Source organism: Paenibacillus aquistagni (assembly GCF_900177815.1).
GTDB classification, from domain to species: Bacteria; Bacillota; Bacilli; order Paenibacillales; family Paenibacillaceae; genus Paenibacillus_B; species Paenibacillus_B aquistagni.
Genome location: NZ_FXAZ01000007.1, coordinates 42,391 through 67,357 on the forward strand (window position 1 = coordinate 42,391; position 24,967 = coordinate 67,357).

At 41.7% G+C, this 24,967-nt stretch carries 33 protein-coding genes; 6 read left to right on the forward strand and 27 right to left on the reverse strand.

What is annotated here, in order from left to right:
• Positions 1 to 325: 325 nt before the first annotated feature.
• The 4 genes from B9Y93_RS24690 to B9Y93_RS20050 all read right to left on the reverse strand — a co-directional run bounded on the left by B9Y93_RS24690 (position 326) and on the right by B9Y93_RS20050 (position 3,016).
• Positions 326 to 496 (reverse strand): hypothetical protein, encoded by a 171-nt coding sequence (locus B9Y93_RS24690; protein ID WP_176228988.1) that lies wholly within the window; start codon positions 494 to 496, stop codon positions 326 to 328.
• A gap of 73 nt (positions 497 to 569) precedes the next feature.
• The gene (locus B9Y93_RS25270) at positions 570 to 983 is read right to left on the reverse strand and encodes a BRO family protein (protein ID WP_139829202.1); all 414 of its coding nucleotides are present in this window, start codon (positions 981 to 983) and stop codon (positions 570 to 572) included.
• Between the two features lie 935 nt (positions 984 to 1,918).
• Positions 1,919 to 2,749 (reverse strand): hypothetical protein, encoded by an 831-nt coding sequence (locus tag B9Y93_RS20045; protein ID WP_085497541.1) that lies wholly within the window; start codon positions 2,747 to 2,749, stop codon positions 1,919 to 1,921.
• Positions 2,750 to 2,815: 66 nt separating this feature from the next.
• A complete protein-coding gene (locus tag B9Y93_RS20050) occupies positions 2,816 to 3,016 on the reverse strand; it encodes a terminase small subunit (RefSeq protein ID WP_085497543.1) in 201 nt (66 codons plus the stop codon).
• A 242-nt stretch (positions 3,017 to 3,258) separates the two neighbouring features.
• On the opposite strand from B9Y93_RS20050, the gene B9Y93_RS20055 reads away from it, so the two are divergent.
• Both B9Y93_RS20055 and B9Y93_RS20060 read left to right on the forward strand, forming a co-directional pair.
• A complete protein-coding gene (locus B9Y93_RS20055) occupies positions 3,259 to 3,642 on the forward strand; it encodes a hypothetical protein (protein ID WP_085497545.1) in 384 nt (127 codons plus the stop codon).
• 71 nt (positions 3,643 to 3,713) lie between these two features.
• Entirely contained in the window at positions 3,714 to 4,160 is a 447-nt protein-coding gene (locus tag B9Y93_RS20060; RefSeq protein ID WP_085497547.1) for a hypothetical protein, read from the forward strand.
• Between the two features lie 421 nt (positions 4,161 to 4,581).
• On the opposite strand, the gene B9Y93_RS20065 is transcribed toward B9Y93_RS20060, so the two are convergent.
• From B9Y93_RS20065 to B9Y93_RS20075, 3 genes are all read right to left on the reverse strand, one after another.
• Positions 4,582 to 4,932 (reverse strand): hypothetical protein, encoded by a 351-nt coding sequence (locus tag B9Y93_RS20065; protein ID WP_085497549.1) that lies wholly within the window; start codon positions 4,930 to 4,932, stop codon positions 4,582 to 4,584.
• A 104-nt stretch (positions 4,933 to 5,036) separates the two neighbouring features.
• Positions 5,037 to 5,399, reverse strand: a complete 363-nt coding sequence (locus B9Y93_RS20070) for a hypothetical protein (protein ID WP_085497551.1) — start codon at positions 5,397 to 5,399, stop codon at positions 5,037 to 5,039.
• 27 nt (positions 5,400 to 5,426) lie between these two features.
• Positions 5,427 to 6,395, reverse strand: a complete 969-nt coding sequence (locus B9Y93_RS20075) for a hypothetical protein (RefSeq protein WP_085497553.1) — start codon at positions 6,393 to 6,395, stop codon at positions 5,427 to 5,429.
• A 533-nt stretch (positions 6,396 to 6,928) separates the two neighbouring features.
• On the opposite strand from B9Y93_RS20075, the gene B9Y93_RS20080 reads away from it, so the two are divergent.
• Positions 6,929 to 7,222 (forward strand): hypothetical protein, encoded by a 294-nt coding sequence (locus B9Y93_RS20080; protein ID WP_085497555.1) that lies wholly within the window; start codon positions 6,929 to 6,931, stop codon positions 7,220 to 7,222.
• 189 nt (positions 7,223 to 7,411) lie between these two features.
• On the opposite strand, the gene B9Y93_RS20085 is transcribed toward B9Y93_RS20080, so the two are convergent.
• The 14 genes from B9Y93_RS20085 to B9Y93_RS20145 all read right to left on the reverse strand — a co-directional run bounded on the left by B9Y93_RS20085 (position 7,412) and on the right by B9Y93_RS20145 (position 15,943).
• On the reverse strand, positions 7,412 to 7,963 hold the full coding sequence (locus B9Y93_RS20085; protein ID WP_085497557.1) for a type 2 periplasmic-binding domain-containing protein: 552 nt from the start codon (positions 7,961 to 7,963) through the stop codon (positions 7,412 to 7,414).
• 76 nt (positions 7,964 to 8,039) lie between these two features.
• Positions 8,040 to 9,182, reverse strand: coding sequence for a hypothetical protein (locus B9Y93_RS20090; RefSeq protein ID WP_085497560.1), 1,143 nt, complete (start codon positions 9,180 to 9,182; stop codon positions 8,040 to 8,042).
• A gap of 541 nt (positions 9,183 to 9,723) precedes the next feature.
• Entirely contained in the window at positions 9,724 to 10,080 is a 357-nt protein-coding gene (locus B9Y93_RS20095; protein ID WP_085497563.1) for a hypothetical protein, read from the reverse strand.
• Entirely contained in the window at positions 10,077 to 10,487 is a 411-nt protein-coding gene (locus B9Y93_RS20100) for a hypothetical protein (RefSeq protein WP_085497565.1), read from the reverse strand. Before B9Y93_RS20100 ends, B9Y93_RS20095 begins: the two co-directional genes overlap by 4 nt.
• A gap of 69 nt (positions 10,488 to 10,556) precedes the next feature.
• On the reverse strand, positions 10,557 to 10,994 hold the full coding sequence (locus B9Y93_RS20105; protein WP_085497567.1) for a sigma factor-like helix-turn-helix DNA-binding protein: 438 nt from the start codon (positions 10,992 to 10,994) through the stop codon (positions 10,557 to 10,559).
• A 74-nt stretch (positions 10,995 to 11,068) separates the two neighbouring features.
• Entirely contained in the window at positions 11,069 to 11,899 is an 831-nt protein-coding gene (locus B9Y93_RS20110) for a hypothetical protein (protein ID WP_085497569.1), read from the reverse strand.
• 129 nt (positions 11,900 to 12,028) lie between these two features.
• On the reverse strand, positions 12,029 to 12,784 hold the full coding sequence (locus B9Y93_RS20115; RefSeq protein WP_244903507.1) for a DnaA ATPase domain-containing protein: 756 nt from the start codon (positions 12,782 to 12,784) through the stop codon (positions 12,029 to 12,031).
• Positions 12,684 to 13,694 (reverse strand): DnaD domain-containing protein, encoded by a 1,011-nt coding sequence (locus B9Y93_RS24960; RefSeq protein WP_085497573.1) that lies wholly within the window; start codon positions 13,692 to 13,694, stop codon positions 12,684 to 12,686. The genes B9Y93_RS20115 and B9Y93_RS24960 overlap by 101 nt, the downstream gene beginning before the upstream one ends.
• Positions 13,695 to 13,706: 12 nt before the next feature.
• Positions 13,707 to 13,892 carry a helix-turn-helix domain-containing protein gene (locus B9Y93_RS20125; protein WP_206110193.1) on the reverse strand — a complete coding sequence of 62 codons (186 nt, stop codon included), beginning with the start codon at positions 13,890 to 13,892 and terminating at the stop codon, positions 13,707 to 13,709.
• Positions 13,893 to 13,977: 85 nt separating this feature from the next.
• Positions 13,978 to 14,148: a hypothetical protein gene (locus tag B9Y93_RS24695; protein ID WP_176228989.1), complete on the reverse strand. Its 171-nt coding sequence runs from the start codon at positions 14,146 to 14,148 to the stop codon at positions 13,978 to 13,980.
• A 16-nt stretch (positions 14,149 to 14,164) separates the two neighbouring features.
• Positions 14,165 to 14,779: a helix-turn-helix domain-containing protein gene (locus tag B9Y93_RS20130; protein WP_085497575.1), complete on the reverse strand. Its 615-nt coding sequence runs from the start codon at positions 14,777 to 14,779 to the stop codon at positions 14,165 to 14,167.
• Positions 14,780 to 14,930: 151 nt separating this feature from the next.
• Positions 14,931 to 15,260 (reverse strand): hypothetical protein, encoded by a 330-nt coding sequence (locus tag B9Y93_RS20135; RefSeq protein WP_244903508.1) that lies wholly within the window; start codon positions 15,258 to 15,260, stop codon positions 14,931 to 14,933.
• Between the two features lie 11 nt (positions 15,261 to 15,271).
• Positions 15,272 to 15,643, reverse strand: coding sequence for a hypothetical protein (locus B9Y93_RS20140; protein ID WP_085497578.1), 372 nt, complete (start codon positions 15,641 to 15,643; stop codon positions 15,272 to 15,274).
• Positions 15,644 to 15,688: 45 nt separating this feature from the next.
• Complete coding sequence (locus B9Y93_RS20145) at positions 15,689 to 15,943, reverse strand: helix-turn-helix transcriptional regulator (RefSeq protein ID WP_085497581.1); 255 nt, start codon at positions 15,941 to 15,943, stop codon at positions 15,689 to 15,691.
• Positions 15,944 to 16,114: 171 nt separating this feature from the next.
• Here B9Y93_RS20145 and B9Y93_RS20150 point away from each other — a divergent pair, with 171 nt between their 5' ends.
• Positions 16,115 to 16,774, forward strand: coding sequence for a helix-turn-helix domain-containing protein (locus B9Y93_RS20150; protein ID WP_085497583.1), 660 nt, complete (start codon positions 16,115 to 16,117; stop codon positions 16,772 to 16,774).
• Between the two features lie 30 nt (positions 16,775 to 16,804).
• A complete protein-coding gene (locus tag B9Y93_RS20155) occupies positions 16,805 to 18,025 on the forward strand; it encodes a site-specific integrase (protein ID WP_085497585.1) in 1,221 nt (406 codons plus the stop codon).
• Positions 18,026 to 18,347: 322 nt separating this feature from the next.
• Here the strand turns inward: B9Y93_RS20155 and B9Y93_RS20160 are convergent, their stop codons facing one another.
• From B9Y93_RS20160 to xylA, 6 genes are all read right to left on the reverse strand, one after another.
• Positions 18,348 to 18,593: a hypothetical protein gene (locus B9Y93_RS20160; protein WP_085497588.1), complete on the reverse strand. Its 246-nt coding sequence runs from the start codon at positions 18,591 to 18,593 to the stop codon at positions 18,348 to 18,350.
• 42 nt (positions 18,594 to 18,635) lie between these two features.
• A complete protein-coding gene (locus tag B9Y93_RS20165; RefSeq protein WP_085497590.1) occupies positions 18,636 to 19,190 on the reverse strand; it encodes a spore coat protein in 555 nt (184 codons plus the stop codon).
• 33 nt (positions 19,191 to 19,223) lie between these two features.
• On the reverse strand, positions 19,224 to 19,604 hold the full coding sequence (locus tag B9Y93_RS20170) for a spore coat protein (protein WP_085497592.1): 381 nt from the start codon (positions 19,602 to 19,604) through the stop codon (positions 19,224 to 19,226).
• 130 nt (positions 19,605 to 19,734) lie between these two features.
• Complete coding sequence (locus B9Y93_RS20175) at positions 19,735 to 20,196, reverse strand: hypothetical protein (RefSeq protein WP_085497594.1); 462 nt, start codon at positions 20,194 to 20,196, stop codon at positions 19,735 to 19,737.
• Positions 20,197 to 20,548: 352 nt separating this feature from the next.
• On the reverse strand, positions 20,549 to 22,042 hold the full coding sequence (xylB, locus tag B9Y93_RS20180; protein ID WP_085497596.1) for a xylulokinase: 1,494 nt from the start codon (positions 22,040 to 22,042) through the stop codon (positions 20,549 to 20,551).
• Positions 22,043 to 22,133: 91 nt separating this feature from the next.
• On the reverse strand, positions 22,134 to 23,450 hold the full coding sequence (xylA, locus tag B9Y93_RS20185) for a xylose isomerase (protein WP_085497598.1): 1,317 nt from the start codon (positions 23,448 to 23,450) through the stop codon (positions 22,134 to 22,136).
• Between the two features lie 215 nt (positions 23,451 to 23,665).
• On the opposite strand from xylA, the gene B9Y93_RS20190 reads away from it, so the two are divergent.
• Entirely contained in the window at positions 23,666 to 24,832 is a 1,167-nt protein-coding gene (locus tag B9Y93_RS20190) for an ROK family transcriptional regulator (protein WP_176228990.1), read from the forward strand.
• Positions 24,833 to 24,967: the final 135 nt, after the last annotated feature.

The window sequence follows — 24,967 nt, forward strand, 5'->3', positions numbered from 1 at the left end:
TGAAGGAAAAGACAAAACAAGGATCTGTATTGAACACACATCCTTGAATTATTGGCTGCTCCTTTTTGAGTAACCATAGTCCGTTATTCTGTTTGAGCGTAAGCCACAATGTGCATAGGGCTTAATAGAAAGACAAGGTTCATTCATAATCCCCACAAGTGGGGACGACTACGAACTTGTTATGATTTCGAGGAAGGTATATTGTTTCAGATTTCTTCAGGTTATTCTCGATATTGCTCTCAAACTTATGGATGGACGCCACTGTTTATATGCACAAATTTAGAACACCATTGCTAATTGGCAGTCGTTAGTCGCCTATAGACTGTCAATAATCTGATCGAGGAACATCCTCTTTCTTTGTAAGATTCCCATTATTCTCTTCTTGTTCTCGCATTAAGCGTAAATATACCTTGGCCAAAAACCATTCAAGCTTTTCCTTTGCTTCCGGAGACATTCCGTCCACGACAGGTGCCTTAGGCATTTCATGATTGTCCAACTCCTTGACTTCTCCTTTAAATATTATTTAGTATGGTTTGTATTCAATATCAGTATCGCCGACTGTAACTGTTCTAAATCATTTGTTTCTGCCTATTCAACAACCAACATTTATTACCAATTGTTTGTATCGCGCGAGAAACAAAATAACTTGCCAGTCGAGCCCCCCTCCGGTGCCCAAGGGTGAAAACTTTGCAAAACTTTTGACCCGGGGGGAGGTGTCCCCGAACACCATCATCAGCCACTTTGGCTTGGAATGCTTCAGCTGCTGCATTCTTTGCTTTCATTGCTAGACGGTAAAAGATGTTCTCAGGAATAAATCTATTGCGCCCACTTGTGGGTGCAAAGCCTAAATCGTTCAAATACCTTTCTACTCGTTCCCAACGAATAATATCGTTACCGCTTCTCTCGATTTTAGTAAAACCAAGCCCGCGTGCTACATCCTCCAGATTCAAATATGCCGTTCCGTTATTGTCTTGAATCGTAATTAATTACTTATTATAAACTTTCATCCATTCATTCACTTCTGCTTGTATCTCCTTTCAATGGATCACTATTATTAGAAAAATTAATTCTCTTCGAGTAGAACTTGGCTAAAAATCGAGCTAGATTTTCCTTAGCTTCTGGCGACATTCCGTCTACTACAGGTGCCTTAGGTAACTCCTTATTGTCCAAATCGTTAACCTCTCTTTTGAGTATTATCTAGAATGATTTGTATGATATATCAGTATCGCCGATTTTAACTGCACTAACCCTTTCGTCTCATACCAATCATCATTAGATAGGTTAAGAAGGTACCGCCAAAATTGGAGATACCCACTATATATCCATGTAGGGCAACCTGGTCATTTTTGACCGCTTTGATCTTGGACTAGGAGTAATGTAAGGATGTCGATTCAAACTACTCCCTTGCATCTTAGAGTTTTCGGCACTACTGACGAAAACCTCTATAACCTCAGTTGCTTCTGTGTCCCGATCTAAGGCGTTTAATATTAGATATGGGAATAAGTGATGCTGCCTAGGATAGAATGCATTGTGCAGGGGTTGAAATTCGAAATATGAGCGAGTACGCAGATTAGTCAACCCTAGACTAAGTGAAACTGCTAATACCACAGAATTAAGCAACCCAGCTGTCGCTCTTTTTTGAGCAATAGCTTACTGTAATTTCTTGAGTAATAGTCTGGCGTCATTTCAAACTGCAGGCAGCTCTAGCATCATTATTGGTGTGCACATGAAAAACTCAAGAAATCTATGATCCACATATTATGTACCAATAGGAAAATTATAGAGCGTGAGCACGCAGATCAAGCACTAGACAATCTGTCGAGTACTGCTATAAATAATCTTAGGGTTTCTTAGTAATACATCTTTTTTGGGTCTCTGAAAACTCTGAAAACTCCGAAAACATCATCATCACAAAAGATTAATGCGAATGACCTACTTTTATCAAATATTCATCCCAATAATTATCTTCATCCGGTACCATTTCGTGCAGCCAAAAATACATCATTAAGATTTCAAGAAACTGTTTTTTGCCTTTAATGAATGGCTTGTCAGAAGTTCGTCTGTACAGAAAATCGAGATTAAATAGGTTGCTCTTTTGTTTATAGTCATAATCATACTTAGTGAATTGAGAAGAACTCTTTCTTCTATGACTTGCAGGCCAGCTGTCTTCTTTATCATAAAACTGATCGATCCAGTCATAGCAAAATTTCATCATATTTACGTTGAAACGTTGCCATGTATTTTCGACCCAATCATGTACTTCCTCAGATATTTGTAATTTCAGAACCTCTCCATCTGGTCGGCTTTGGATCTGGTGATAATCTTTTATAAACAGGTATAACAGCTCCGTTTTGTTTTTAAGGAATGGATGCTTTTTCACAAGTTGAGCATAACAATCATACGATACACTTCTGAAATCACTCTCAGAACTGTTGAGATAAAATAAGTCGTCTTTATTTAGGATATTGATAATTATTCGATCGAACTTCTTCCCATAATTATCATAGAGATCTACTAACCATTCTTGAAGCTCTTCATCATACTTGGATAAATTATTTTTATACTTCGCGAGTCGTTCATTATTCAATACCGTTTTCTTATCAAGTTTCGAAATGTCTAAATATTGATTGAAGTACTCAAATACATAGTTTACACAGATTCTCAAATTCTCCATACGGTCATCCAAACTAAATTCATTCAAGTTGTCTTCTCGTTTTCTTTTTGCTATGTATTCCTCTATCGAAAGCATACTACCCCTCCCTGACAACTAACTCATACTAATATCTATAATCTAACAAGTTTTATCAAGCAACCATTAGTGCCGTATCCTGTATGAATTAAAAATTTGTTTAGAACGTTCTGCCTTCAAGCCTTGGATATATTCATGCACTTCAGGTTTCTTCAGGTTTTCTTGCCCAATACTATAGGTTATTTTTTTACTGTATCCTGCCCTTATTGCTACTTCCGTGGCATCGAGGTCTATAAGGTATTCTTCTACGAAACATCTCATTTTCATATTAAGTATAAAGAGTTAATTTTTGAGATATTTCCAAGAATTATAGACAACCAACGAATTAAATGGTATATTATACCTATCCGGAAGCACCGGTACACGGTAGCCGTTGAGGAAGAACCTCACGGCTATTTTTCGTTTTTACAGAAGTCATTATTGGTAGCCATGTAATTATTTACGGAACCAAAGTTAGCCCCCGTCGTAAACAAAGAGTAAGACAGTATACTAGATAAGGGGGCTTTCTGATGAGCTGGCGAACACCAAAATATGTAATTGTCGCAATCCTAATTGTAGTGAGTCTCATTCTGTTCTATAAAAGCTATGTATTAAAGAATGATGTTATCCAACTTCAGGAGCAAATTATGGAACCTCTCGAAGTTCTTCCAAAACTAATCGAAAATCCTCGAATGAATACTGCTAATATAGCATTTATCAACAATCCTGATGAATATTTAAGGTCAAGCTTAGAAAACACAGCATCAGTGGTTTATGACTCTATAAAATATGAAGGTACGCTAATAAGTGGCCTTATGACTTTAGCTTCCGGTTTAGGATTATTACTGATCCCAGTAGATGAATATGAACGTAAACTATGGAAAAAATTTGTAGAATTTATGAATCCATTATAGTGCAATAATTTTCAACTTCCATCCTCTATTTACATGAGAAGCTACTTACAATTTAAGAGGTGAAAAACATCTTGAATATTAGGAATATTATTCAACAAAACTCAATCAAATTTATCTCAGCACTTTGTTGCATATGTATAGCTATGGGAATAATATTATTTTTTCTTGTAGGCTTTGTAGGACCAACTGACGTAAATGAGTTAAAAGCAATTATTGAAAAATTTGTCTCGTTTGATTTAACTATTGCAGTTGGATATGCGGCTATAATGTTAGCGACTACCACTATCGCAAAACACAATACTTTACAAGATTGTGAAATTAAAAAGCAGATACATGTCTTTATTCAAATGACAATCCTTTATATAGTTGTTAATATTGCGTTATTTTTGTTGTCCTTGACGTTAACAAGTGCTATTGTTTTGGTTTTGTTATACCGTATATTGGTTGCTATAATTGTCATTATTACGTTGCTATACTCTTTTTTAATGTATAGAGTTACAACTAAAATATTGTTCTAAGACTAATTAAACCCAACAATTGAGTGCTTCCAATAAAAATACAAAAAGTCGACCCATATTGTAAGGACTTTTTGTATTTATGTATGAGCATTTGACTCACTTTAGGGGGGGGGGGACAGTCCCTTGGTCATAATCCTGTCAAGTAGACAAGAATAAAAAGAGTCTCTCTTATTTACAGAGGCTCTTCCAATTAAAAAATGTATCATGGATAAAGTTTTCCACTTTTTTCACGTTACTTTGCAGTGAAATGTTGGGATTAAGGACCAATATGTACAAACAGCAAAAGAGCCGTGGGATTCTTTGATATGCTTCCCTTAAAGCAAAAGGTATAATTATTTAACCTGTCTGCTTTAGGGGGAACGTATCATCTCTTCCTACGGTTCCTTTATGGATGTGGATGTCACCGGTAATAGATTTACTTTTACAATAGAGAACCAATAAAATCGCTCCACTTTGCATATGCCTCAATTAATGCAGGGGACTTGGTTATTACATCCATCGTTCCCTTAAGGCCGTCTACCATACCTTTTAAAAGGGTTTTATTGGGTTTTGATTTATTTGCATTCTCATTAATTGCAGCTACAGCCTCAACTATTTCTGCCTTTTTCTCATGATTTATTTCATGATCGTCCAAAGCAGCTAGTAATTTTTCAGTTAACTCCACTAGTTCCGGAACTGATTGATTACTATTAGTCACTGTATTTCCTGATCCAACTGCGAAAGCACTGCCGTAAGCAGATATACTAACATCTCCGAATTCATTTTTAGTCATTTGATTCTGCCCTCCATAAAAACAATACATATTTATAACGTGGCCACGTTCGTGAGCGCGCTCTAGTGTATAGAAATTGCTTATGTACCCCTCACGTCTTGCTTCTAAATTGCTACTTTGATTAGAGCTTGTTTTTTTTTAACAGATTCTGCAAATGTAGTTGTAAAATAAAAAACTACATTTGTGTTTAGAGGATCGGGTGTGTACATCTCTTCACAAAAACGACATTCTATCTCATAATTCGGTAGTGGGCCATCGAATTGCTGATCGACATGACTATTAGGACATATGGTTTCAACTCTTACTATAAGCACCCCGAACTTCGCCTTCATCATTAGATAATCATTGACTTCATCTACATCTTCCTGTTTTGAAAGATGGGATACATAGTAAGCGTTAAACCTAGTTGCACCGTTTAAAGCCAACTGTTCAAGTACCTGATCCACCTCGAATACATTTATACTCACTGTATCCCTCCTATCTTCCAAAGCAAGTTACAGGCCTACTGCTTCATTTCCGTCACTATCAGTCTTAGATTCAAAACCATACCTAACTTCAACAAATACATCTAAAATCCTTCTAATAATTCTTTCGCTCACTTTATTTTTAAACTCAAATCCGCCTTTATGGTTAATTCTAAATTTTACTTTCGTTGAATATCCAGTATCGAGTTCCTGATAATTTACATGAAATACCTGCGATAGATAAGCACGTCCACTTACCATGTCCCTGTATTGCTGTTGTTCATTTAAATCCTCTATCCCAGGAGCTGCCGAAAGGGAAAGTCTTCCAATACAACCTTCTCCAATAACTTCAGACTCTAATAAACCAGCATTGAGAATCGAAGCAATTTTCTCTGCTTCTTTCTCGGTTACTTGTGTTACAGGTAACCAATTGATAGATATAATGCCCCTTTCATCGGTGGAAATCAACTGTTCAAAGTGATTTAGAAACTTCCTACTATTCGTGTAACCAGATCGTACCTCCACAAACACTGGTGATCCGAATCTGATTAACATTATTTCGAAGCTTGGTTTTATCTGCTCAACAACTTCGTATCCACTCCATCCTACTTTTGGTTCACCTGATACCCACTGAATTAGGATTGCATCTCCCAAATCGTCAACAAAGTTTATTTTGGGCATGAGTGATAATACTGGTCTAAATTCTATGCCTGTAACCCTTGAGTTAATACCCAGCTTTCCCTTTATGTGTTTTAGAAATGCATCTTTGTTATTTAATTCGAAGGGGAAGTCAGGAGCTTCAAAAATATTAACAGCTGTCTTCCCTGCGTATTTATATTCAGAATAAAGCCTCTTAAGAACGTCAGGTTTTTTCTCATTTAAGTCCTTATACATCGTTTGAATGCTCGTTTTGTCGCATTTTACCTTTTCAGTATCGATAGCATGAACTATTCGATCACGCTTTACTACACGTTCAAATTCCAGTCTATTAACCTGCATAGATAATAACCCCCTTTACTTAAGGGTAGCACCTTGTCCACTAAGCACTAGACTACATAGTAAAAATGAAGTATAATATTTATGCGATTAATGAAAGCACCTTAATGGACATTCGGCCTACGCCTTAATGTCTATTTTTTTGTATTCTACAGCAATTTGCAGAATATTCACATGAAATAAATGTTAATTATATATTTACCTTAAGAGCTGTGGGATTCTTTCTCTCCAGCTCTTTGTCTATATTCAATTTAATTTAATTCAAAGGATCCCCCCATGCCTTTAAGCTCATAACAAAAAGCTACATAGATACTCCTGCAACCAATGAAGGGTATGCGTTATTACATCATGCAGTTATAAAAGCCCAGATTCATTTTGAATAACTTTTTATACAAAATTCCCCTCAAGGCGCTTAGTCTAGGAATACCGTTAGAACGGATCTTTTCAGTATACTGCAGTATACAGTTTAAACTGCTCATAAATGGACAATACCTATATCTGCACTAATGATAAATGTAAACTAAGGGGTAATTCCTATGGTTAATAAACGTTCCCGGCGTAAAGAAACAGGCAATATTGTTGAAACATTCTACTCAGGAGATAGCGTTATACATATCTGCGATGATTGTGTACTTAAGACAGAAGAGGAAATACAAGCAGCTTTAAGAAAATATCATTTAGCTGGATGGGCTATAATTCTGAGTACCCTCAAGAAAAAACATGAGGCAGGGGGATGCAAAAATGTTTTAAGCACCTTCTTGGAGACCGCGTATCCCCTTTTTTCACGCGAAAATTCGTTTTATGAAATTTCTGAGCGATCCCTTAATTGAAGGAGTATGTCTAATGAAAATTAAACTTAGTCAGGAACAAATGGAACGTGTTTTAAAAATAATCGTTCCTGAAATTGTTGAAATAATTAAAAGAGAAAAGCGTGAAGCGCGCTTACGTGATAAGCAATAGAGTCGTAAGGCCGTTATATAGAAATAAGCCCCGATATGACCGAGGCCTTGGATACCACATTATTTTTCTAATTCAGATAACTGAGCTTCAAGTTCTTTTAGCTGCGCTTCTTGATCAACCAAGTCCTTTTTATACTGCTCATATTCACCCTTACGATCGTCTAGCCATTGTTTGCGTCCCGCTTCTTCTCTGGTGCCTATTGAATTTTTATAGGCTTCTTCTGAACGAGGCAACACGTCCGTTTCGTATAACCTTATTCCTCCCTGCACATTCATAATTTTCTTTTTGACAGACTCTATTTCTAGTTTTGTTCTGCTAATCGCAACTTCCTTTGGAATGCCATCATTACTTGCATTAGTAGATGCGTAGTTTCCCATTACAATCCTTTTCCCTTCAACCGTCAACGGTGTCCCTGATGCCTTTGCCACAGCTCTAACTGGAGCGTAAGCTGAACCATCGATAATCACAGCGTCCGCCACCTTCTCGCCATTTTGTTCAATTATGAAGATCCCTGTCACTTTCTTCCCTATAAGCCCTACTGAATCAGCAAATACTACGGTCCCAGCAAACATAAGCACACCAACAATAAATCCTGATATAAACTTTTTCATTCACTCCACTCCTTCTTGAACGTTTATATCTTTATTATTGGCGGCTTATGTTTTATCAGCAAGGACTAATTTGGAATTATTTCGGAATTGGCACTTGTGCCAACAAATTTCCTGTTTTACTCCAAAGCTTTAAGTTTCTAGTCGCTTCATCAAACGTCATGTTAAATGCCGCTTCTGTAACCTTTGCTTTATCCTCTAGCTCTGATAAAAGGGATACCCCCGTTTGTTCGTTTTTGACACGTGACCAATCGATGACCCTGATAGAGTCGTAACCCCGAAGGTTTATATTCATGAACTCAAGTGTTAAATCTCGATTTCCGTTCATATACAATCCTGCTTCGCTGTTAGGTAGGCTAACAGTTGCATAGTCACTGCCATTCACGAATCTAAAGTTAGGAGCACCGTTTTCTCCCCAAGAGCGGATCTCAATCCCTTTATCTGGTGTTGACCATACTGAAAATGTTTTATCTGTATTGCTCATTTCTGCTCGCGGGAATATACCTGCTTCACCAGTTGAAATTTGACAACCAATCAGTGACCCTGTGTAGATTGAGCCATATGGTTCAAACTGATCCTCAAAGTATGGAAATGAAACTTTTTCATTTATGATCTGTGGGGGCAGAAATGTAATCCCCTCTTTATTCATCATCGCTACAGTCATTGTTCCACCTATATTTCCACCGGCTAAAGCCTCGAATACTTCCTTAACGCATTGCCCCATAGGTTTAGTTTTCTGCACTTGCTTTAGCCAGGGCTCCATTAATTGTTGAGCCTCGTTAGCGTTAATCCCAACTGTATGTGGAATTGTATTTGCAGGAGTCGCTTGATGGGTATGCAGCTCAAAGTTATCTTTTGGTTGCATAGTGTGTACAAGTACACCTGTCGGAGTCAACTCAGCCAATAAAGCTCCAACATCACGAGTGAATGAATCTAATGTATTGTAAATGTCAGGATACTCCCTCGTAAATTGGTTACATCCATCCACTAGAGCTGATCTAAAGGTGTTCACATCTTTAACCGGCATTCTTAAAAATCCCTTTAACACCATCCGAGCAGCTTCTGCATTCCCGCTCATAAATAACAAGAAATTCTCGATTTGAACTAATTTTTGATAAGGTTGTCTCGATCGATAACTCCGACCTCCTGCATTAATTGTTAACGCAGTGTCAGCAGCAATCATTAGTCCATCGTTATTTTGTAAGCAAATACATAAGCTCATGAATTCCACCATCCTTAATTTAATAGATTGTTTTCAGTATTATTGCTTTTATAACAGTCGAAAGGCCATATTTAATTCTCTTTTAGGGCTGCCGAAAGTGCCGAATCGAGATAGTATTTTATTAAGTAGGGGCTCTATTGAAAAAGACATCCTAACCTGGTCCCCATGACCCTGTAATCATTTAACTTTAATAGGGGAAGCTCAGGAATTTTCAAAAAACGAAAAAATTATGTGCGAATGTGGATACGCGGTCTTCAAAAAGGCCCTTGGAAATTTTTGACCCTCCCCCTGCCACTTCATCACGATAAAGTGTCGTTTTGTCAACACTTTTTTTTTGAATATTCAATCTTAATTTCGCATCATCATGAATCAAGAACCTTGCACCCTATTGTGTTGTTTTGTAAAAGGAGAGGTGCACTGGTGCCATCTAATAATCAATTCCCAAGTCCCTTGTCCTTGAAATGTCTGGTTTTGTTAGGTTCTCATTCTGAACACTCTTAGACAATACGTGTGCACCCTCTCTCATTTTTGTGTGCATACTTTATCGATCCAGCTTTAATCCATCCTCATATTGAGTTGAGTTAGTTTTGATAATGTTGCTTGTGCAAGGAGCGTTACCTTTGTGATTAGATGCAGCCGGCCCTTTTCCCCTGTACTTGGTGAGTTGCTTCTGTTCACCTTCTTTGTACTTTTTATATCCGATCTCATCGATGCTATTGCGATAAGCTGCAAGCATGAGCTTTATAAGGTATCGAACCTCTCCTGGACGTTTCATGTTGTAGTGCCTGAATATGGAGAACAACAGCATCTCCAGCATATCCCATCGGGTTTTAAAGCCGTCCCATTCAATTGATACCATCCCATCATCCTTAGTTGTTGTTAGCTTGATGGTCTTCATTCAGTTGTCCCTCCTTCCGCTAATGGCATTTGTGAACGGACATAGTAGTTCCCTTTTAACTCTTCAAACTCAATATGTTGGGCTTTAAGTAGTCGTTTCAATTCCCTAACGAGTTCTCTCTTGGCCAGCTTCAATGTTTCCTTATCTACATTCCGATCATTATTCAGTAATCTGTCAGTCAGAACAGCTCTATGTTCATCTTGGAGTGAAGAGCAAACATCTATGAACATTGCCTCCTGGCCTTTGAGGAACTCGATGACATTCTGCAGCTTTTGAATATCATCTGCCGTTAACTGATCGCTTCCTTCAAACGGTATCTTTCTTGAAAGCCGCAGCTCACACAAACACCGTCTAACTTTGTAGCCGCCTATATTCTTCAACCAATTGTTAATGCTCTTTACGTTCATAAAATCCTTTCATGTATCCTGTAGGTACTGCATTCTAAATCTAGTAACTACATTGAATTTACGACCTATTCAACCGATTGCCTTCAGCCAGTATCCACCGTACACGCAACCAAACTTCACTAATGCCTCTCTCTTGATTCTCATTAGCTCGTTCACAGTAAAGCCTAACGATTCAGCAATTTCGGTGTAGGTATTATGTTGAAGACTATGATATAAGGCCGTTATGACGCTTCTCTCCACAAAAGATAAAGAATCTAAAGCTAGTTCAATTGGCTTCATGTGCATCTCAATCCGTTTAAGCCGCTCATTCAGCTCTTGAGTCGTCTCCTCGCGATTGATGACTGCATGCTCCACAGATGAACGCGGAAGACCACCTTTTCCTCGTGGAAGACCATGCATATGAGATAGCCTTGGTTGTATATCTTGGTCCATCTGTTCCAAACGTTCTAATATCTCATCTCTGTCTGCTCTGTACGCGTTATAGATTAGAAGTTTTTTACGCACCATACGATACGGATCCAGTTAATCACCCCCTTTCCATGTGTAGTTACCACAATACAGAAGCAGTAACTACACTCGGATTAAACGCCCCAATCTTCCTTTAGGCGGGTTACCATCTTCATGACTTCTGGATCACCGCCGCGATCTGGATGAAATTGCATCACCAAAGCTCTTGTTATTTTCTTGAGCAGCACTTTGTCCTCTTCGGTGTAGGTAATCTGACTAGAGCTTTCGGTGTAGTTACTCCAACCAGAACCGAAGTAACTACTGAAATCTTCATAGCTGTAGTTACTCTGTGATTGGCTGTAGTAACTACGTTGTTGATACTCCTGCTTAGCTTTGTATTGAGCTTTCAAATCGTTTAGGTATTCCGCATTACGAAGGACCCCGAATATGTCGTAACAGTAGTCATAGGTGTCTGCACCATATTTGTCTTCAAACTCCTTCTCATTGCGCCGGTACTCATCTAGGATGGCTCTATGATGCTGTTCCGTTTTAAACTCTTCCGTCTGTTCAAATTCACTTTTCACCTGATCAATAATGGGTTGTAATTTCTCGTAAACAAGGTCCCATAGCTCTCCCTCGCTTATGCCCATTTGTTCGAGTTTTGCATTGAGTTTGTCTTGACGGATACAATCACCTGGCCAAGAATCAACTAACGAGTAATAATCCATCGTACAGATAACCCACTGCTTCTTTTTGACTTTGCCATTCTCACGGAAGCTCTTATGAACACTTATCTTGTATACATCCTTGTTAGGACGGTCAAAGCGCTCTCCAGAGCGGGTATAGCTATATTTAGTCTTGGTCACTCCGTTTATCGAGTAAGAGAACTCTGTTACTTCCAACGTTTTATAGGCACCGTATTGATTCTGTCTTTTGTTCTTCATTTTTTGAATGACGACATACATCACATCCACCTCAAGTTAAATCAAGCTCTCATTGCTCATCTGTTGCCGTTCTATTGCGTTTTCTAATCTGCTTAGGGTTAATAGACGTTATTACTATAAAAACACCTTCCAGACCATCTAGAATCGAAATTACAGAACAACCTTATCCTTTCTCAAGCGATAGTTGGATGTCATCTCCCTGTCAATCACGACTGTGAAGTTTTCGCACATCTCGGATATTCGACTGCCGATAGCTTGATCAAACTCACACATTTCGTTCATGGTTTTCTCCGAGCTAATCATGATCGGCTTACCTTCCAGATATCTATAATTCACGATTGCAAATAGCTGCTCGATTTGGAACTCGGTAGGTCGAGAACGGCCTTTGAATACATCATCGATATACAGGACCTCAGCCTTCTGCAGCTGCTGTATGCGTTCATCCAGCAAGGAAAGGTTGTCCTTGATCTCGTTGAACCCTTCCACCCACGGGAAATACACAACCTGTACTCCATGTCTGATCAAGTGATTGGCGATGGCCATAAGCAGGTGAGTCTTCCCACTCCCGACTTGTCCAAGGAGCGCAATGCCATTGTTCTTCTCTTTACTCTTGATCAGATCACCAAAGGTCTTCGCATACTCCTTCGCACAGTGATAGGCGCTTAGCACTCCCGGATCTACGTTGAGACTGAAGGAGTTAAAGGACTTCTGCTGAAACTTTTCTGTAATGCTAGAAGACTTAAATAGCCGCTCAGACCGCCTAGCACCCTTGCAGTCGCATATACGCCATATCTCCGCTCCATCCTCAGAGCGGGTCAGAAAACCCTCCTCGTCCTTGCACTTTGGACACCTGTAGGAATTCTGGTGGCTCCCATCTCTTTTTGTATCGCTCGTCGAGGAACGCAAACGGGCCTTCTTTCTTGCTTCCGCTGCTCTCCTCCGAATCTCCTCCATGTCGAACTCCTTTGTTGCCTGCTTGATGCTTTTCATGCGCTCCCCATCCTTTCCTCGATTCGAAGTCGTTTATGAGTGCTTGACATTGTTCAAGAGTCCTAGCCCCTTGTGAATGCCAGTCGTTTAAAATGCTATTGATGTATGAGACCTTCCTAACGTTATTCTTCAAGGCTTGTTCCATTGCCAGGATGACTATCTCCCCATTCATGTCATCAACCCACTTCCCAAGTTGTTGGGAAAGATACGGCGATAGCATTCCGAAGTTGGATTGATAGAAATCATATACGCGCACACAGTCATTCTCTGTCGAGATATTCTCCACTTCTGGAGAAAGCCAACCTAGTCCAGTATCTGCAGGTGGATCATATAGATTCAGATTAGAGTTATCAGAGTCATTTACGCGCGCGCACGCGTTATCTTCTACTTCTTTTTTTATTTCTTTATTTAATTCTTTACATTCTTGATAGCTGTTAGCTGCCTGTTGGTTGCCTGTTAACTGCCTGTTAGTTTGCCTGTTAGGTTCAGCTTCATCACCCTGATAATTTGCCCAATTTACAATGGTTATCAGACGATTTTTGTTTGTTGACTGGCATGTTAGAAATTCATATTTTTCGAATCTCTTCAAGGCAGTCCTTACATTCTGTATTGAAATCCCTATTCCAGCCTTATCTACAATTGAGGGTAAACTAGTAATAAACTGACCCGGTTGAACTACATACTTTTCCCCCTTGAACTCCCATTGATTTTCTTTGTGACTGGCCATGAGCAGAAGAGTCATAAGAATAACCTTCTGCTCAGTAGTCGAGTCTTTCCATATCGGTTTATCCAAAATGGCTCGGTGCACTTTAATCCAGCCCTCCATAACTTCAACCCCTTAGGCCTTTTGCTGCTCACCACGCACCCAGGACTCAATAACGTCACGATGAAACAGAACACGACTCCGCACACGAACGTGCGGGATCTGCTTCTGAGCAACCATCGTATAAATAGAGTTGGGTGATACTCCGATTAATTGAGCGACTTCCTTAACATCAAGTGTGATTTTAGTAATTTGACTCATATCCATACCCTCCTATGAAATCCGAACATGTATTCCGACTATACGAATCTAGTAAATATCTGTTATACTGTCGTTGTCTTGTAAATTAAGTGGCCTGGACGAGGCCCTTTTTCTTTTCTTCAAGAGTCTTTACAAAGTATTCGATAATGTGATTTTGCGGTTCACCTAACTGCTCAATAGCAGCATCAATCTGACCAATATCGAATTGTCTTATTAGCTCTCCGATCAGTTGTTCAAGGTGGACAATCTTTTTCAAGCTAATCCCTCCTATTCTATTTACAGAGCCGAATAGCATCTGTGAATCCTTGGAAATATGCATTTTCTTGATCGCATGCTGAAGTAAAACAGTAAGCGTCTTCTAAGGCAAGTAGCTTTGATCGAAAATCACTACTTGGACTCTTTTTTAGCAGCTCAGGCAGCAGTACCGTAATTTTTTCGTCTTTTTCGATATAGAGTGGATAATTAGAGTGGATTGATATGCTTTCTTCGATTCTTCTACGAGCGAACTCTAGAAAAGCTGATGTCGTATCTTCCTCTTCCCTCACACTTCCATCAGGAGTCTTTCCCCAGAAAACATGATCCACTGAAAGCTTGTATATTCTACATAGATTCACTGCTTCTTGCAGGGGCATATTGGTGCTATCTTCTTCGTAGGCTTCAAGTGCTTCAATATGTAAGCCAGCAAGTTTAGATACGTCTGCTAAGCTCATTCCCATATTCAAGCGCGCCTGTTTGAACGTAATCAACCTTTTCTTGTCTTTGCCAGAAAACCACTGCTTCACTTGTGTCTCCAATTGTTCCATTCCCATACAAGCATGTTTTGGACTTGTCTCACATTGAATGAGACCTCTAACTACATCCTTCATCAATTGTTCTTTTGTCTGCATTTCAATACCCTCCTAATTTGTTTATTGTTGAGCCAATAACCGTAATTCAATAAGATTTCCCTTGATAGTGCGTACATACAACTTGCCATTGAATCTAATCCCAAAGTATTTCACCATTGCTGCTCCTTTCATCGCTATTGATATGTTCTAATCAATACTGAGATTGACGGTAACATACTGCTGCTTCCGATAATGTCAATGTATCAAATACCCTGTGAATCGATCTTATTAGTTGGGTTATTGCATCACTCTCCATCCCTACTTGTTCAGCAGCAGAAATTACATAGCCAAGTGCAGCTTGATTGCTCCAAACTTGCGACTGTTCATCTTTCGCTTGCTCATAACCAGCGTAGTAAGCCTTAGACAATAGCTCTTCCACTTCATCCATCAAGCTGATCATGTTGGAGTTAAGCCCCTCAGGAAAATAAGTATGCTCCAGTTTAATCCGACGAATCTTGCACGTATAACTCGGATCCTTCATTGATAGACCTCCTATGCAATGTATTTGAGCTTCATACGCTCGAAGTAAGCAGCTAGTTTACTCTTCCTATCCTGATAATCAGGGATAGATATCAATAAGCCAATATCAGCTCTCTGGAGGGCTTCTACGGCCTTTATTTGTTCATTGGTAAGGTAAGGACGTATGGACTCATTCTTTTCAAGGTTGTGGACCTTGCGAAACTGCTTAGCACTCATGCCAAGAACGATACGATTGATCATGTCCGCTTCATTTGAGAAGTGATAATGCTTGGGTTCCCTATCATGACGTTTCCCGAATTCCTCTGCTACCTGCCGGCTGCTATATACTGCTTGTCCTTTCATCTCATACAATTGACATTCTGTATTCAAGATAAGTTTGCTCATGACACCATTCCCTTCTGTTATTAAGTCAGTTCGCTTAATTGGTGACTACCGAACTGTTTTTTTGTGCTCTCCCTCTTGTTTCTTCTCCGATGGGACGATTTCAAAGATGTCGTCAAATTCAACTTGGAGTACCTTGCAAATTTTCTTTGCTGTACGCGGACTTGGATGGCGTGTACCATTAGCTATCTGCGTTGAGTACGGTTTAGAAATATTTAATTCCGTTCCCAATTGAGTTTTATTAAATCCGTTTTTCAGCAATAAGGAATTAAACTCAATTAAATTCTTTAGCTTAATCTTCATAAGCTCTCCTTCTGTTATTTTTGTGACATTATAAAATGTTGCTGTGTTACATTGAAAATATATCACACACACTGTTGCTATGCAACATTAATTTAATTATAATTTGTAACAAAGCTAACTTTTGATTATAATTGACCCAAAGTAAACCACCTGTAGAGGAGATATTATAAATTGAAAAAAGAAAATGAATTTGGTGAATATCTCAAATTAATCAGAAAGCAAGAAAAATTAACACTAACTGAATTAGCGAAAAAAACGGGGCTATCACATTCGTACTTATCTCAACTGGAAAATGGGAAAAGAAAAGTTCCTCCAATAAATACACTTTTAAAAATTTCGAGAGCTTTGGACGTATCAATTGCAGAAATGCCATTTACATCTGAATTATCAAACGCTGAATTAGAAACTTTTTATAATGAACTTCAAATAGAAACTTTATTGCTATTACTTAAAATTATTGGTAAAGATGACCATCACTTTAAGCAAACAACTTATTTCCACCCTAAATTTAATAAGTTAATTGATGAATTCAAAGATATTTTCAAAGTAAAGAAAAACTATATTTCTCCTAGAGATATTTTGGATACGGTGTGTGGTTATGATGGGGATCTTGAAATAATTCAAAATTGGATTGAGGAATTAAATGAAGTGGCAGAGTGGCACAACGAAGTTGTAGATCCTTTATTGTTTAGCGGTGATTTATCCAAAGTATTACAATCTAACTCTTTAACTTTTAATAATAGGAAACTTTCTAGAGGTGATCGTCAACGAATACTTGATATGCTTCATATAATGTTTCCTTACGAAGATAATAGACCTGAAGATAATTAAAACAAATTGTTGAGGAGGGAGTTTTCCTAAATGGCTAACATCCAACAACGAGGACCTAACTCCTGGTTCTTCACGATATACACAGGACGAGGACCAGATGGGAAGTATGGACGGAAGACAAAAACAATTACGATAACCGATCAAGCGTTATTAAAGACAAAGAAGAAGCTTCAGGACTACATTGATGATGAATACGCAAAGTTTCGTCAAGAGGTACAAGCTGGCGAGTATATCGCACCTGAGAAGATGACATTCGGGGCTTTCATCGAGGATTGGCGTGAAAAGTATGGAGTGAAGCATCTCGGGGAAAGAACCTTGTATGCTTATGATTCCACGATAAATAAGCACTTGCTACCTGTATTCGGACATATGCGCTTGGATCAGATAAAGACAATACACATCATCAACTACCTAGACACACTTAATAAAGGTGGTGCTCGGAAGGACAAGAAAGAAGGAAGCTTGTCATCTGGAACGATACAATATCACCATCGTGTCTTAAAGAACGTGTTTACAAGAGCTGTTGAATGGAAATTCATTAAGAATAACCCTGTAAGTGATGTTCGAAAGCCTAAAGTGCAATATAAAGAAGTTGTACCATATGACGAAGATGAAGTAAGTCAACTAATGCTTGCCCTCCAGAACGAACCGTTCCATTGGCGCATGATGATCACTCTTGCTCTAACAACAGGCCTAAGACGTGGAGAGCTGCTTGGGCTAGAGTGGAAACATGTGAACTGGAAGACAGGCATTATAGAGGTCGTACAAAGCGTTACAAAATCAGTTGATGGGCTTGCTAACCTTAAAGAACCTAAGAATAATAAACGCCGCAAGGTCTCCCTGCCTAGCTCAATACTTGAAGAGTTTAAAAACTACTATACCTCTCGGGTAAGGGAGCGGGACAAGATTGGGGACGCGTGGAAAGGCGGGGATCACTTCTTTGTCTTCTCACATCCAAATGGCAAAGCATTCAACCAGGAGCGCCCTTATATTTGGTTCAAGAAATTCACTCAAAGAAACGGCTTCCGTCATATCCGCTTCCATGATCTTCGGCATACGTCTGCTACCTTGCTAATCAATCAAGGGGTACACGCTAAGATCATTTCTGAACGTTTGGGGCACAGTAACATTACCACCACAATGAACATATATGGGCATGCCCTCCAAACTGCAGATCAAATGGCTGCAGAAAAACTGAATAACCTGTTTACGATATCAGCTAAAACAGATGACAAAAAGACGCATGGATGAGCTCATTTCATGTCGTCTTTTTTATTGGATTTTCCTCAGAATTTGTCTCCTTTATTGTGCCTGTCTAAGCTTTTTCACATCAAATTCACATCAACACCTATTTTTATAATCTGTACCTGTAAATGAAGATATACTGTAACACCCTCTAATCCGTTGATATGTAAGGACTTATCTCACTGTACCATCCACATCACACATCCAACAAAACAAAGGCTTGTACCCCTACCAGATACAAGCCTACTGTTTTTGGTTTTATCAAGCATTCCGTTCCCATGGCGCATTTATATCCAACTCGTCTAGAAGGATGCCACATCGGTGATGCTTACTTTTTGCCAAGCTCTCCAAGCAAGGCCTTCCACCGTTCCAAGGTCTCATTTGCTTTAGGCTCGGCGGATTCTTCAACTACCGCTTCTACCTTCTCCAATTCCCCGTTCGCCGCTTTTTCCGCGCGCTCAAACTTCTGTCTTGCTCTCTTCTCGCGTGCCAGAGCGAACAGCTCCTGCATTTTTTTCTCGTTATAAGCTTTTAGCCCTTCCAATACATCATCTATATTTTTAATCTCCGCCACAAAGAATCCCTCCTCCCTTGATCGATTGTAGGCGTTCGAGATTTACAGCACGTCTAATTGCACGACCAAGGCAAGCAGAATTTGCAGCAAAACTTGAATATTAACAGATACAAAGGAATCTGTTGTCGACACTACAACGCCCTTAGAATTCTGGACATACACCCGTTGACGATTACTTTGCGTCACATTGATCTTCTGCATCAGATCCTGAACAATTGCTTCCGCACGCGAAGAACTTCCAATCGAGATGCTAATGACCGCAACCAGCGCAGCCTGAAGAGAAGCTTGAATCGATGCAGCAATCTTCGTGTCCGTAGTCGTTACATCTACATCGCAGGAATCCCGAATGACAATCTCCTCAAAGGATCTCTGAACATTCTTAATTTCTTGATCTGCTTCTTGCTCTATAGCAGAGTCTAATGGATGTCTGCACTTGCTAAATGGCGTCCAGCAAGGATCCTTCTTTTTCTTCTTATCGCATTTGTCATCATCGTCATCGTAATCATCGTCACAACAATCATAGTCTCTATGGCATCTATCATGCTTAGAGTCGTGCTTCTTGTGCTTTTTCTTGTCGTGCTTCACGTCATAGCCCATACGTTGATCCTCCTATCCATCTCATATGTTGGATTAGAACACATCCAGTTTAATAACGAGCGCCAGCAAAATCTGTAGAAGAGCTTGAATATTCAAGGACACATCCGTGCTTGTTGTGGCTACTCTTACATTGGCGGAACATTCAATAATCGTACGTTGGTACGTTTGCTGCTGAACCTGTACCTTCTGCAGCAGCTCCTGTGTGACACTCTTTGCGCGTTCACTATCTGCGATAGATATGCTCACCACGATGGCAATCGCGGCTTGGAGGGCAATCTGAAGCGTAGCCGCAATCTTCGTGTCCGTAGATTCTACTGTGATACCGCATGAATCTTTAATAACGATGATCTCATCCGAACCTTGAAAGTTATCGATGATCTCATCTGCATATTGCTCAAGTTCTGCTTGATTCATAGAATATCACCTCCTTGTACTCTATTCTTATTCAGCTGAAGGGAAACGTGCATGGGTACTCTCTCATCTCAAAGACCCAATCTGCTAGATTCTTTGGACATAAAAAAAGCACCGATAGGTGCTTGACACATTAATCCTTCTTTTTACGTTTCTTTTTCTCTTCAGTGGATCGAGTGCGCTTCTCCACTTTTTTCTTTTTGACGCGCTCCTCCTTCAACCGATCCTCCCTCGCACGCTCCGACGAACGGCTGACAGGCCTCGCTTCCTCCCGCCGTGCTGCAGGTGGATTCATTCTTCTGCTTTGCTCCTTTTTCCGCTGCTGCTCACGCATAAAAGCCTCGTAATCCGCCTGGTTGACGAGATTTTTTCGCTCTTCCTCATTTTTCTTTTGCTGATCCATATATTGCGTAACTTGTCTAGAGAGATCATCGATCATGCGGCGCATCTGCTCTTTATTCTCATCCGACACGGGCTCTGTCGACTCCATCGAAATACCATTCCGTTGAAAGGAGTCAGTGATCAGCAATTCAACGACACTATTAGGCAGCAGGAAACCTTCCTCTTTCTTTTCTTGATTTTCGTCCTGTGTCATTCTAATGGGAGACCTCCTAACCATTGATTACCTTTTCCTATATCGCCCTATTATTCTATGTTCATGTGCCGCTGTTGGTATGGTTGATCGCGTAGAGGAGAGGAGAAGCCTCCAAATATAAGCCTGAATGTATCCCAAAGCACCTGATAAGAGGCTATCGAATAAGCTGTTATGATCGCCGTTAGTCGAAAAAGCAACAAACATGATGCGAAAATAAAGTTTTCTTATGAAAAAAACGGATACAGGCAATAACAGCTACAACCACCGGCTTAACAGTTGGCTTCCAGTGCAAAAAAATCTCGCAGCAGCTTAGAAGCCGCAACGAGATTTTCATGTAGACGAGCATATCTAATTAACGATAAGGCGCCAAGCATTCATTCAATGCCTTCGTGGCCTGATAAATCTGCTTATAGATCCCATACAGCCCTCTATAGATCAGCTGCCGCTCAGGATCAGGATGCCAGCGCCCCGCCTGCTTGACGAAGCTCGCAACCGCTTCTTCCATCGATTCAAACCAACCGCAGCCATAGGCGGCAATAATGGCTGCTCCCATCGCGGGTCCCTGCTCTCGCTCTAATCGTACGACATCGAGGCCAAAAATATCCGCTTGCATTTGCAGCCATGCTTCATTTTTAGCTCCGCCGCCAATCGCAATCACCTCTTGAATCACTTTACCGCTGTCACGAAGCATATCAAGTGATTCACACAGCGAGAAGGTTACACCTTCCATGACGGCCCTGGCTACCTGCGTGCGAGTATGCTTGCTGTCAAGCCCAATGAAGCTGGCTCGAATATTCGCATCCGCATGAGGTGTGCGCTCTCCGGCCAGATAAGGCGTAAACAATAAGCCGCCCGCGCCTGGCGGCACACGTTCAATACCCGCGAGCAGCTCCTCGAAGCTCATCTCGCTTGCAAACGCATCTCTGAACCACTGCATGCTGTATCCTGCCGCAAGCGTAACCCCCATCACATAATATCCATCGGGGATGCTGTGGTTAAAATAATGCAGTCTCCCTCGATAATCAGCATCGACGCGCTCCTCATATGCCAGCACGACACCTGAGGTGCCAATGCTGCACATCGCCGTGCACGGCTTGATTATGCCTGCCCCAATAGCCCCGCAGGCATTGTCTGCCCCGCCTGCAAACACGCGAACTCGCTCATGAAGGCCCATGCGCTCAGCCACATGAGGCAGCAGCGTGCCTGTGTCTGCAGCAGATTCAACCAGCGGCGGGAGCATTGCTGTCGGGATGCCATTCGCTTCCGCAATCTCTTCGCTCCAACGCTGCTCTACAATGTTAAGCAGCAGTGTGCCTGCCGCATCGGACAGATCTAGGCCAAGCTGACCTGTCATGCGATAGCGAACATAATCCTTGGGCAGCAAGAAGACCTTGGCCTGCTGCCAAATGTCAGGCTCATGCTGCTTCACCCATAACAACTTCGGAAGCGTAAAGCCTTCCAACGCTCGGTTTCTTGCAACATCAAGCAGCCTCTCGCCAAGCCGCTCCTCAATGTCCCTGCATTCATCACTCGTTCGTGTATCATTCCATAGAATCGCAGGCCTTAGCACCTCTCCTCGGTCATCAAGAAGCACCAAGCCATGCATCTGTCCAGAATAGCTCAGTCCCTCCACCTCTTCAGGCTGCACACCTGTCTTCTGTATCAGCTCCGACACCGCATCCATAGTGCCCTGGAACCAATCCTCAGGCTGCTGCTCTCGGTACCCCGGCTGCTCCTGATACAGCGGATACACGCGGGATGCTTCATCAATAACCATGCCGCTTCGACTGACCATAATTGCCTTTACTGCACTCGTTCCAAGATCAATGCCGATCACGTAAGACATGCTTCCCCCTCCTTACCGTTTTCTTATCGTACATATAAAGCAATGACATGCATCTTGAATCGAGTGCAGGCATGTTTTCTTATTCAAGGGATCATTCATTATTCCAGATGTACTGATTCAATATCGATCTTAACTGCTCCTGATGACCGGATGCATTGCGTCTAATCCCATGCTCTAGTGCGTAGGCTTCCAGCGTCTTCAGGTTCGCTTCTCCTGACACAATCTCAAGCCCAATCCCTTCCTTGAAGCTTGCGTAGCGCTTATCCATGATTTGTTCAAATACGCGCTCCTTCAATAGCTTCGCAGCTACCTTCAAGCCTTTCGCATAAGCATCCATTCCCGCAATATGAGCAAGGAACAGATCTTCTTTCTCAAATGAACCTCGGCGCACCTTGGCATCAAAGTTAATGCCGCCTTGATGAAGCCCTCCATTTCTCAACACTTCAAGCATCGTTAGCGTGGTGCTGTACAGATCTGTTGGGAACTCATCCGTATCCCAGCCGAGCAGCAGGTCGCCCTGATTGGCATCGAGTGAGCCAAGCACCCCATGAATGCGTGCATAATGCAGCTCATGCTCAAACGTATGCTGAGCAAGCGTTGCGTGATTGGCTTCCAAATTCAGCTTAAAGTGCTCCAGCAGTTCATATTTTTGCAAAAAGGCTACTGCTGAGGCTGCATCAAAGTCATACTGGTGCTTCATCGGCTCCTTCGGCTTAGGCTCAATCAGGAACTGCGCCTCAAAGCCGATCTCCTTCGCATAATCCACCGCCATATGGAATAAGCGAGCCATATTGTCCAATTCCAGCTCCATATTCGTATTGAGCAGCGTCTCATACCCTTCACGCCCGCCCCAGAATACATAGTTGAGAGCTCCGAGCTCCTTCCCAACCTCAAGCCCTTTTTTCACCTGTGCGGCTGCATAAGCGAACACATCCGCATTGCAAGTCGTGGCTGCGCCGTGCACATATCGCGGATGGGAAAACATATTCTGCGTGTTCCACAGCAGCTTGCGTCCGGTTGAGGCCATATATTCCTTCATCATGCTGACAATAACATCGATGTTGCGATTCGTCTCGCGAAGCGTTGCTCCTTCCGGCGCAATATCTCGATCGTGGAAGCAGAAGTACTTCAAGCCAAGCTTCTCCATCAGTTCGAAGGCCGCCTCCACGCGGGCCTTGGCCAGATCCATGCCGTCATAGCCACGGAAAGGACGCTCCATCACATCATCGCCAAATGGGTCACTTCCGCCATAGGTTAAGGTGTGCCAATACGCCATCGCAAACCGAAGATGCTCCTCCATTGTCTTGCCAAGCACGATTTCCTTAGGATTGTATTGCTTAAACGCGAACGGATTTTTGGAATATGCCCCTTCATATGTAACTTTGGCAACGCTATCAAAATAAGCCATCATGATGCCTCCCTGATCTAAATTATGATCATACTAGCACAATCCGACCAACTTTGTCTATCCAATAAACTAAGTACTTTGCAAAGCTTTTTCCATCTCTAGCACTCGCTTTCATCTAAATAAGCATTTCTTGCACATTTCCTCATTTCTAACTAGACTAGAGAGAGCAAATTCTTTATTTACCTCCTAAACAAAGATGAGATAGGAAGATGGTCGTGAGTATAACTGGAGATCAAGCATTAGTCAAAAAAATAAATATGTCGCTTGCCCTTGAGACGATTCGGGTTCATGCCCCTGTATCTCGTGCACAAGTTGCGGAGCTGACTGGCCTTAATAAGGCAACCGTCTCGAATCTAGTCAGCGATCTCTTGGAGCAGCAGCTCGTCACAGAGATCGGTCCAGGCCAGTCCAGCGGAGGCCGCAAGCCGCTGCTGCTGCTGTTCAACCGCCACGCAGGACACTCGATCGGCATTCATCTGGATGTGCATTCCTTCTCCATCGCACTATGCGATCTTTCCGGGCAGATCCTTTTCGAGAAGCTCAACTTGCGTCTGCTTCATTCGGACCCCGTACAAGTTACGGAGCAGCTAAGCAGCGTTATCCAAGAGCTCATTGATCTCGCACCAGCCTCTCCCTACGGGGTGATCGGAATCGGTGTTGGTGCTCCGGGCATGGTGGATGAGCAGGGCTGCGTATTGTTTGCACCCAACCTTGGGTGGGAGCAGATTCCATTGAGACAATGGCTTCAGGATCGCTTCACTCACATCCCTGTGCTTGTGGATAATGAAGCCAATGCAGGCGCCATTGGCGAATATGAATACGGAGCAGGCAAGCATGTCCAGCATCTTATCTATGTAAGCGCGGGGGCAGGCATCGGAACAGGCATCATGACCCGCGGCGAGATCTTCCGCGGAGCAATGGGTTACTCCGGTGAGCTTGGTCATATGACCATTGATGTTCATGGACGAAAATGCAGCTGCGGCAATCGCGGCTGCTGGGAGCTGTACGCTTCAGAGAAGGCTATCCTTGATCCGCAGAAGAGCCTTCCCTTTCATACTCTTTATGAAGCGATACAAGCGGCGGAGCGAGATGATGCCGATGCGCTCCATTTCCTTTATCAGCTAGGCGAATACTTGGGTATTGGCATTGCAAATCTTGTCAATGGTTTCAATCCGGATCTGATTATCATCGGCAATCAATTTGCCCATTTGGAACGATGGATCAAAGCCGCTGTCCTGCGGAGCGTGAAGCAGCGCGCGCTTCAATCTCATCAGCAAAACCTGAACATCGTATATGCCCCGCTTCAGCAGCGCTCTACACTGCTTGGTGCCGCTAACCAAGCCATACGATCGTTCGTCGGACGAGCAAAGGTGACGGTGTAACTGCGTAAGAGGTTCGCTTCGTCAAAAATAAAGCGCCTTGCCTTCTTTCTCTCCTGCTTGCGGGCAGTCAGAGAAAGCAGGCTTGACGCTGTCATCTATTCGACGCAAGCGTAACCGACTTGCGCATCGTGACCC

Excerpts from the sequence above, each read along its gene's own strand:
- B9Y93_RS20045 (WP_085497541.1), bottom strand. The coding sequence starts at position 2,749 with ATGCTTTCGATAGAGGAATACATAGCAAAAAGAAAACGAGAAGACAAC.
- B9Y93_RS20050 (WP_085497543.1), bottom strand. The coding sequence starts at position 3,016 with ATGAAAATGAGATGTTTCGTAGAAGAATACCTTATAGACCTCGATGCC.
- B9Y93_RS20055 (WP_085497545.1), top strand. The coding sequence starts at position 3,259 with ATGAGCTGGCGAACACCAAAATATGTAATTGTCGCAATCCTAATTGTA.
- B9Y93_RS20065 (WP_085497549.1), bottom strand. The coding sequence starts at position 4,932 with ATGACTAAAAATGAATTCGGAGATGTTAGTATATCTGCTTACGGCAGT.
- B9Y93_RS20075 (WP_085497553.1), bottom strand. The coding sequence starts at position 6,395 with ATGCAGGTTAATAGACTGGAATTTGAACGTGTAGTAAAGCGTGATCGA.
- B9Y93_RS20080 (WP_085497555.1), top strand. The coding sequence starts at position 6,929 with ATGGTTAATAAACGTTCCCGGCGTAAAGAAACAGGCAATATTGTTGAA.
- B9Y93_RS20085 (WP_085497557.1), bottom strand. The coding sequence starts at position 7,963 with ATGAAAAAGTTTATATCAGGATTTATTGTTGGTGTGCTTATGTTTGCT.
- B9Y93_RS20090 (WP_085497560.1), bottom strand. The coding sequence starts at position 9,182 with ATGAGCTTATGTATTTGCTTACAAAATAACGATGGACTAATGATTGCT.
- B9Y93_RS20095 (WP_085497563.1), bottom strand. The coding sequence starts at position 10,080 with ATGAAGACCATCAAGCTAACAACAACTAAGGATGATGGGATGGTATCA.
- B9Y93_RS20100 (WP_085497565.1), bottom strand. The coding sequence starts at position 10,487 with ATGAACGTAAAGAGCATTAACAATTGGTTGAAGAATATAGGCGGCTAC.
- B9Y93_RS20105 (WP_085497567.1), bottom strand. The coding sequence starts at position 10,994 with ATGGTGCGTAAAAAACTTCTAATCTATAACGCGTACAGAGCAGACAGA.
- B9Y93_RS20110 (WP_085497569.1), bottom strand. The coding sequence starts at position 11,899 with ATGTATGTCGTCATTCAAAAAATGAAGAACAAAAGACAGAATCAATAC.
- B9Y93_RS24960 (WP_085497573.1), bottom strand. The coding sequence starts at position 13,694 with ATGGAGGGCTGGATTAAAGTGCACCGAGCCATTTTGGATAAACCGATA.
- B9Y93_RS20125 (WP_206110193.1), bottom strand. The coding sequence starts at position 13,892 with ATGAGTCAAATTACTAAAATCACACTTGATGTTAAGGAAGTCGCTCAA.
- B9Y93_RS20130 (WP_085497575.1), bottom strand. The coding sequence starts at position 14,779 with ATGCAGACAAAAGAACAATTGATGAAGGATGTAGTTAGAGGTCTCATT.
- B9Y93_RS20135 (WP_244903508.1), bottom strand. The coding sequence starts at position 15,260 with ATGAAGGATCCGAGTTATACGTGCAAGATTCGTCGGATTAAACTGGAG.
- B9Y93_RS20140 (WP_085497578.1), bottom strand. The coding sequence starts at position 15,643 with ATGAGCAAACTTATCTTGAATACAGAATGTCAATTGTATGAGATGAAA.
- B9Y93_RS20145 (WP_085497581.1), bottom strand. The coding sequence starts at position 15,943 with ATGAAGATTAAGCTAAAGAATTTAATTGAGTTTAATTCCTTATTGCTG.
- B9Y93_RS20155 (WP_085497585.1), top strand. The coding sequence starts at position 16,805 with ATGGCTAACATCCAACAACGAGGACCTAACTCCTGGTTCTTCACGATA.
- B9Y93_RS20165 (WP_085497590.1), bottom strand. The coding sequence starts at position 19,190 with ATGGGCTATGACGTGAAGCACGACAAGAAAAAGCACAAGAAGCACGAC.
- B9Y93_RS20170 (WP_085497592.1), bottom strand. The coding sequence starts at position 19,604 with ATGAATCAAGCAGAACTTGAGCAATATGCAGATGAGATCATCGATAAC.
- B9Y93_RS20175 (WP_085497594.1), bottom strand. The coding sequence starts at position 20,196 with ATGACACAGGACGAAAATCAAGAAAAGAAAGAGGAAGGTTTCCTGCTG.
- xylB (WP_085497596.1), bottom strand. The coding sequence starts at position 22,042 with ATGTCTTACGTGATCGGCATTGATCTTGGAACGAGTGCAGTAAAGGCA.
- xylA (WP_085497598.1), bottom strand. The coding sequence starts at position 23,450 with ATGGCTTATTTTGATAGCGTTGCCAAAGTTACATATGAAGGGGCATAT.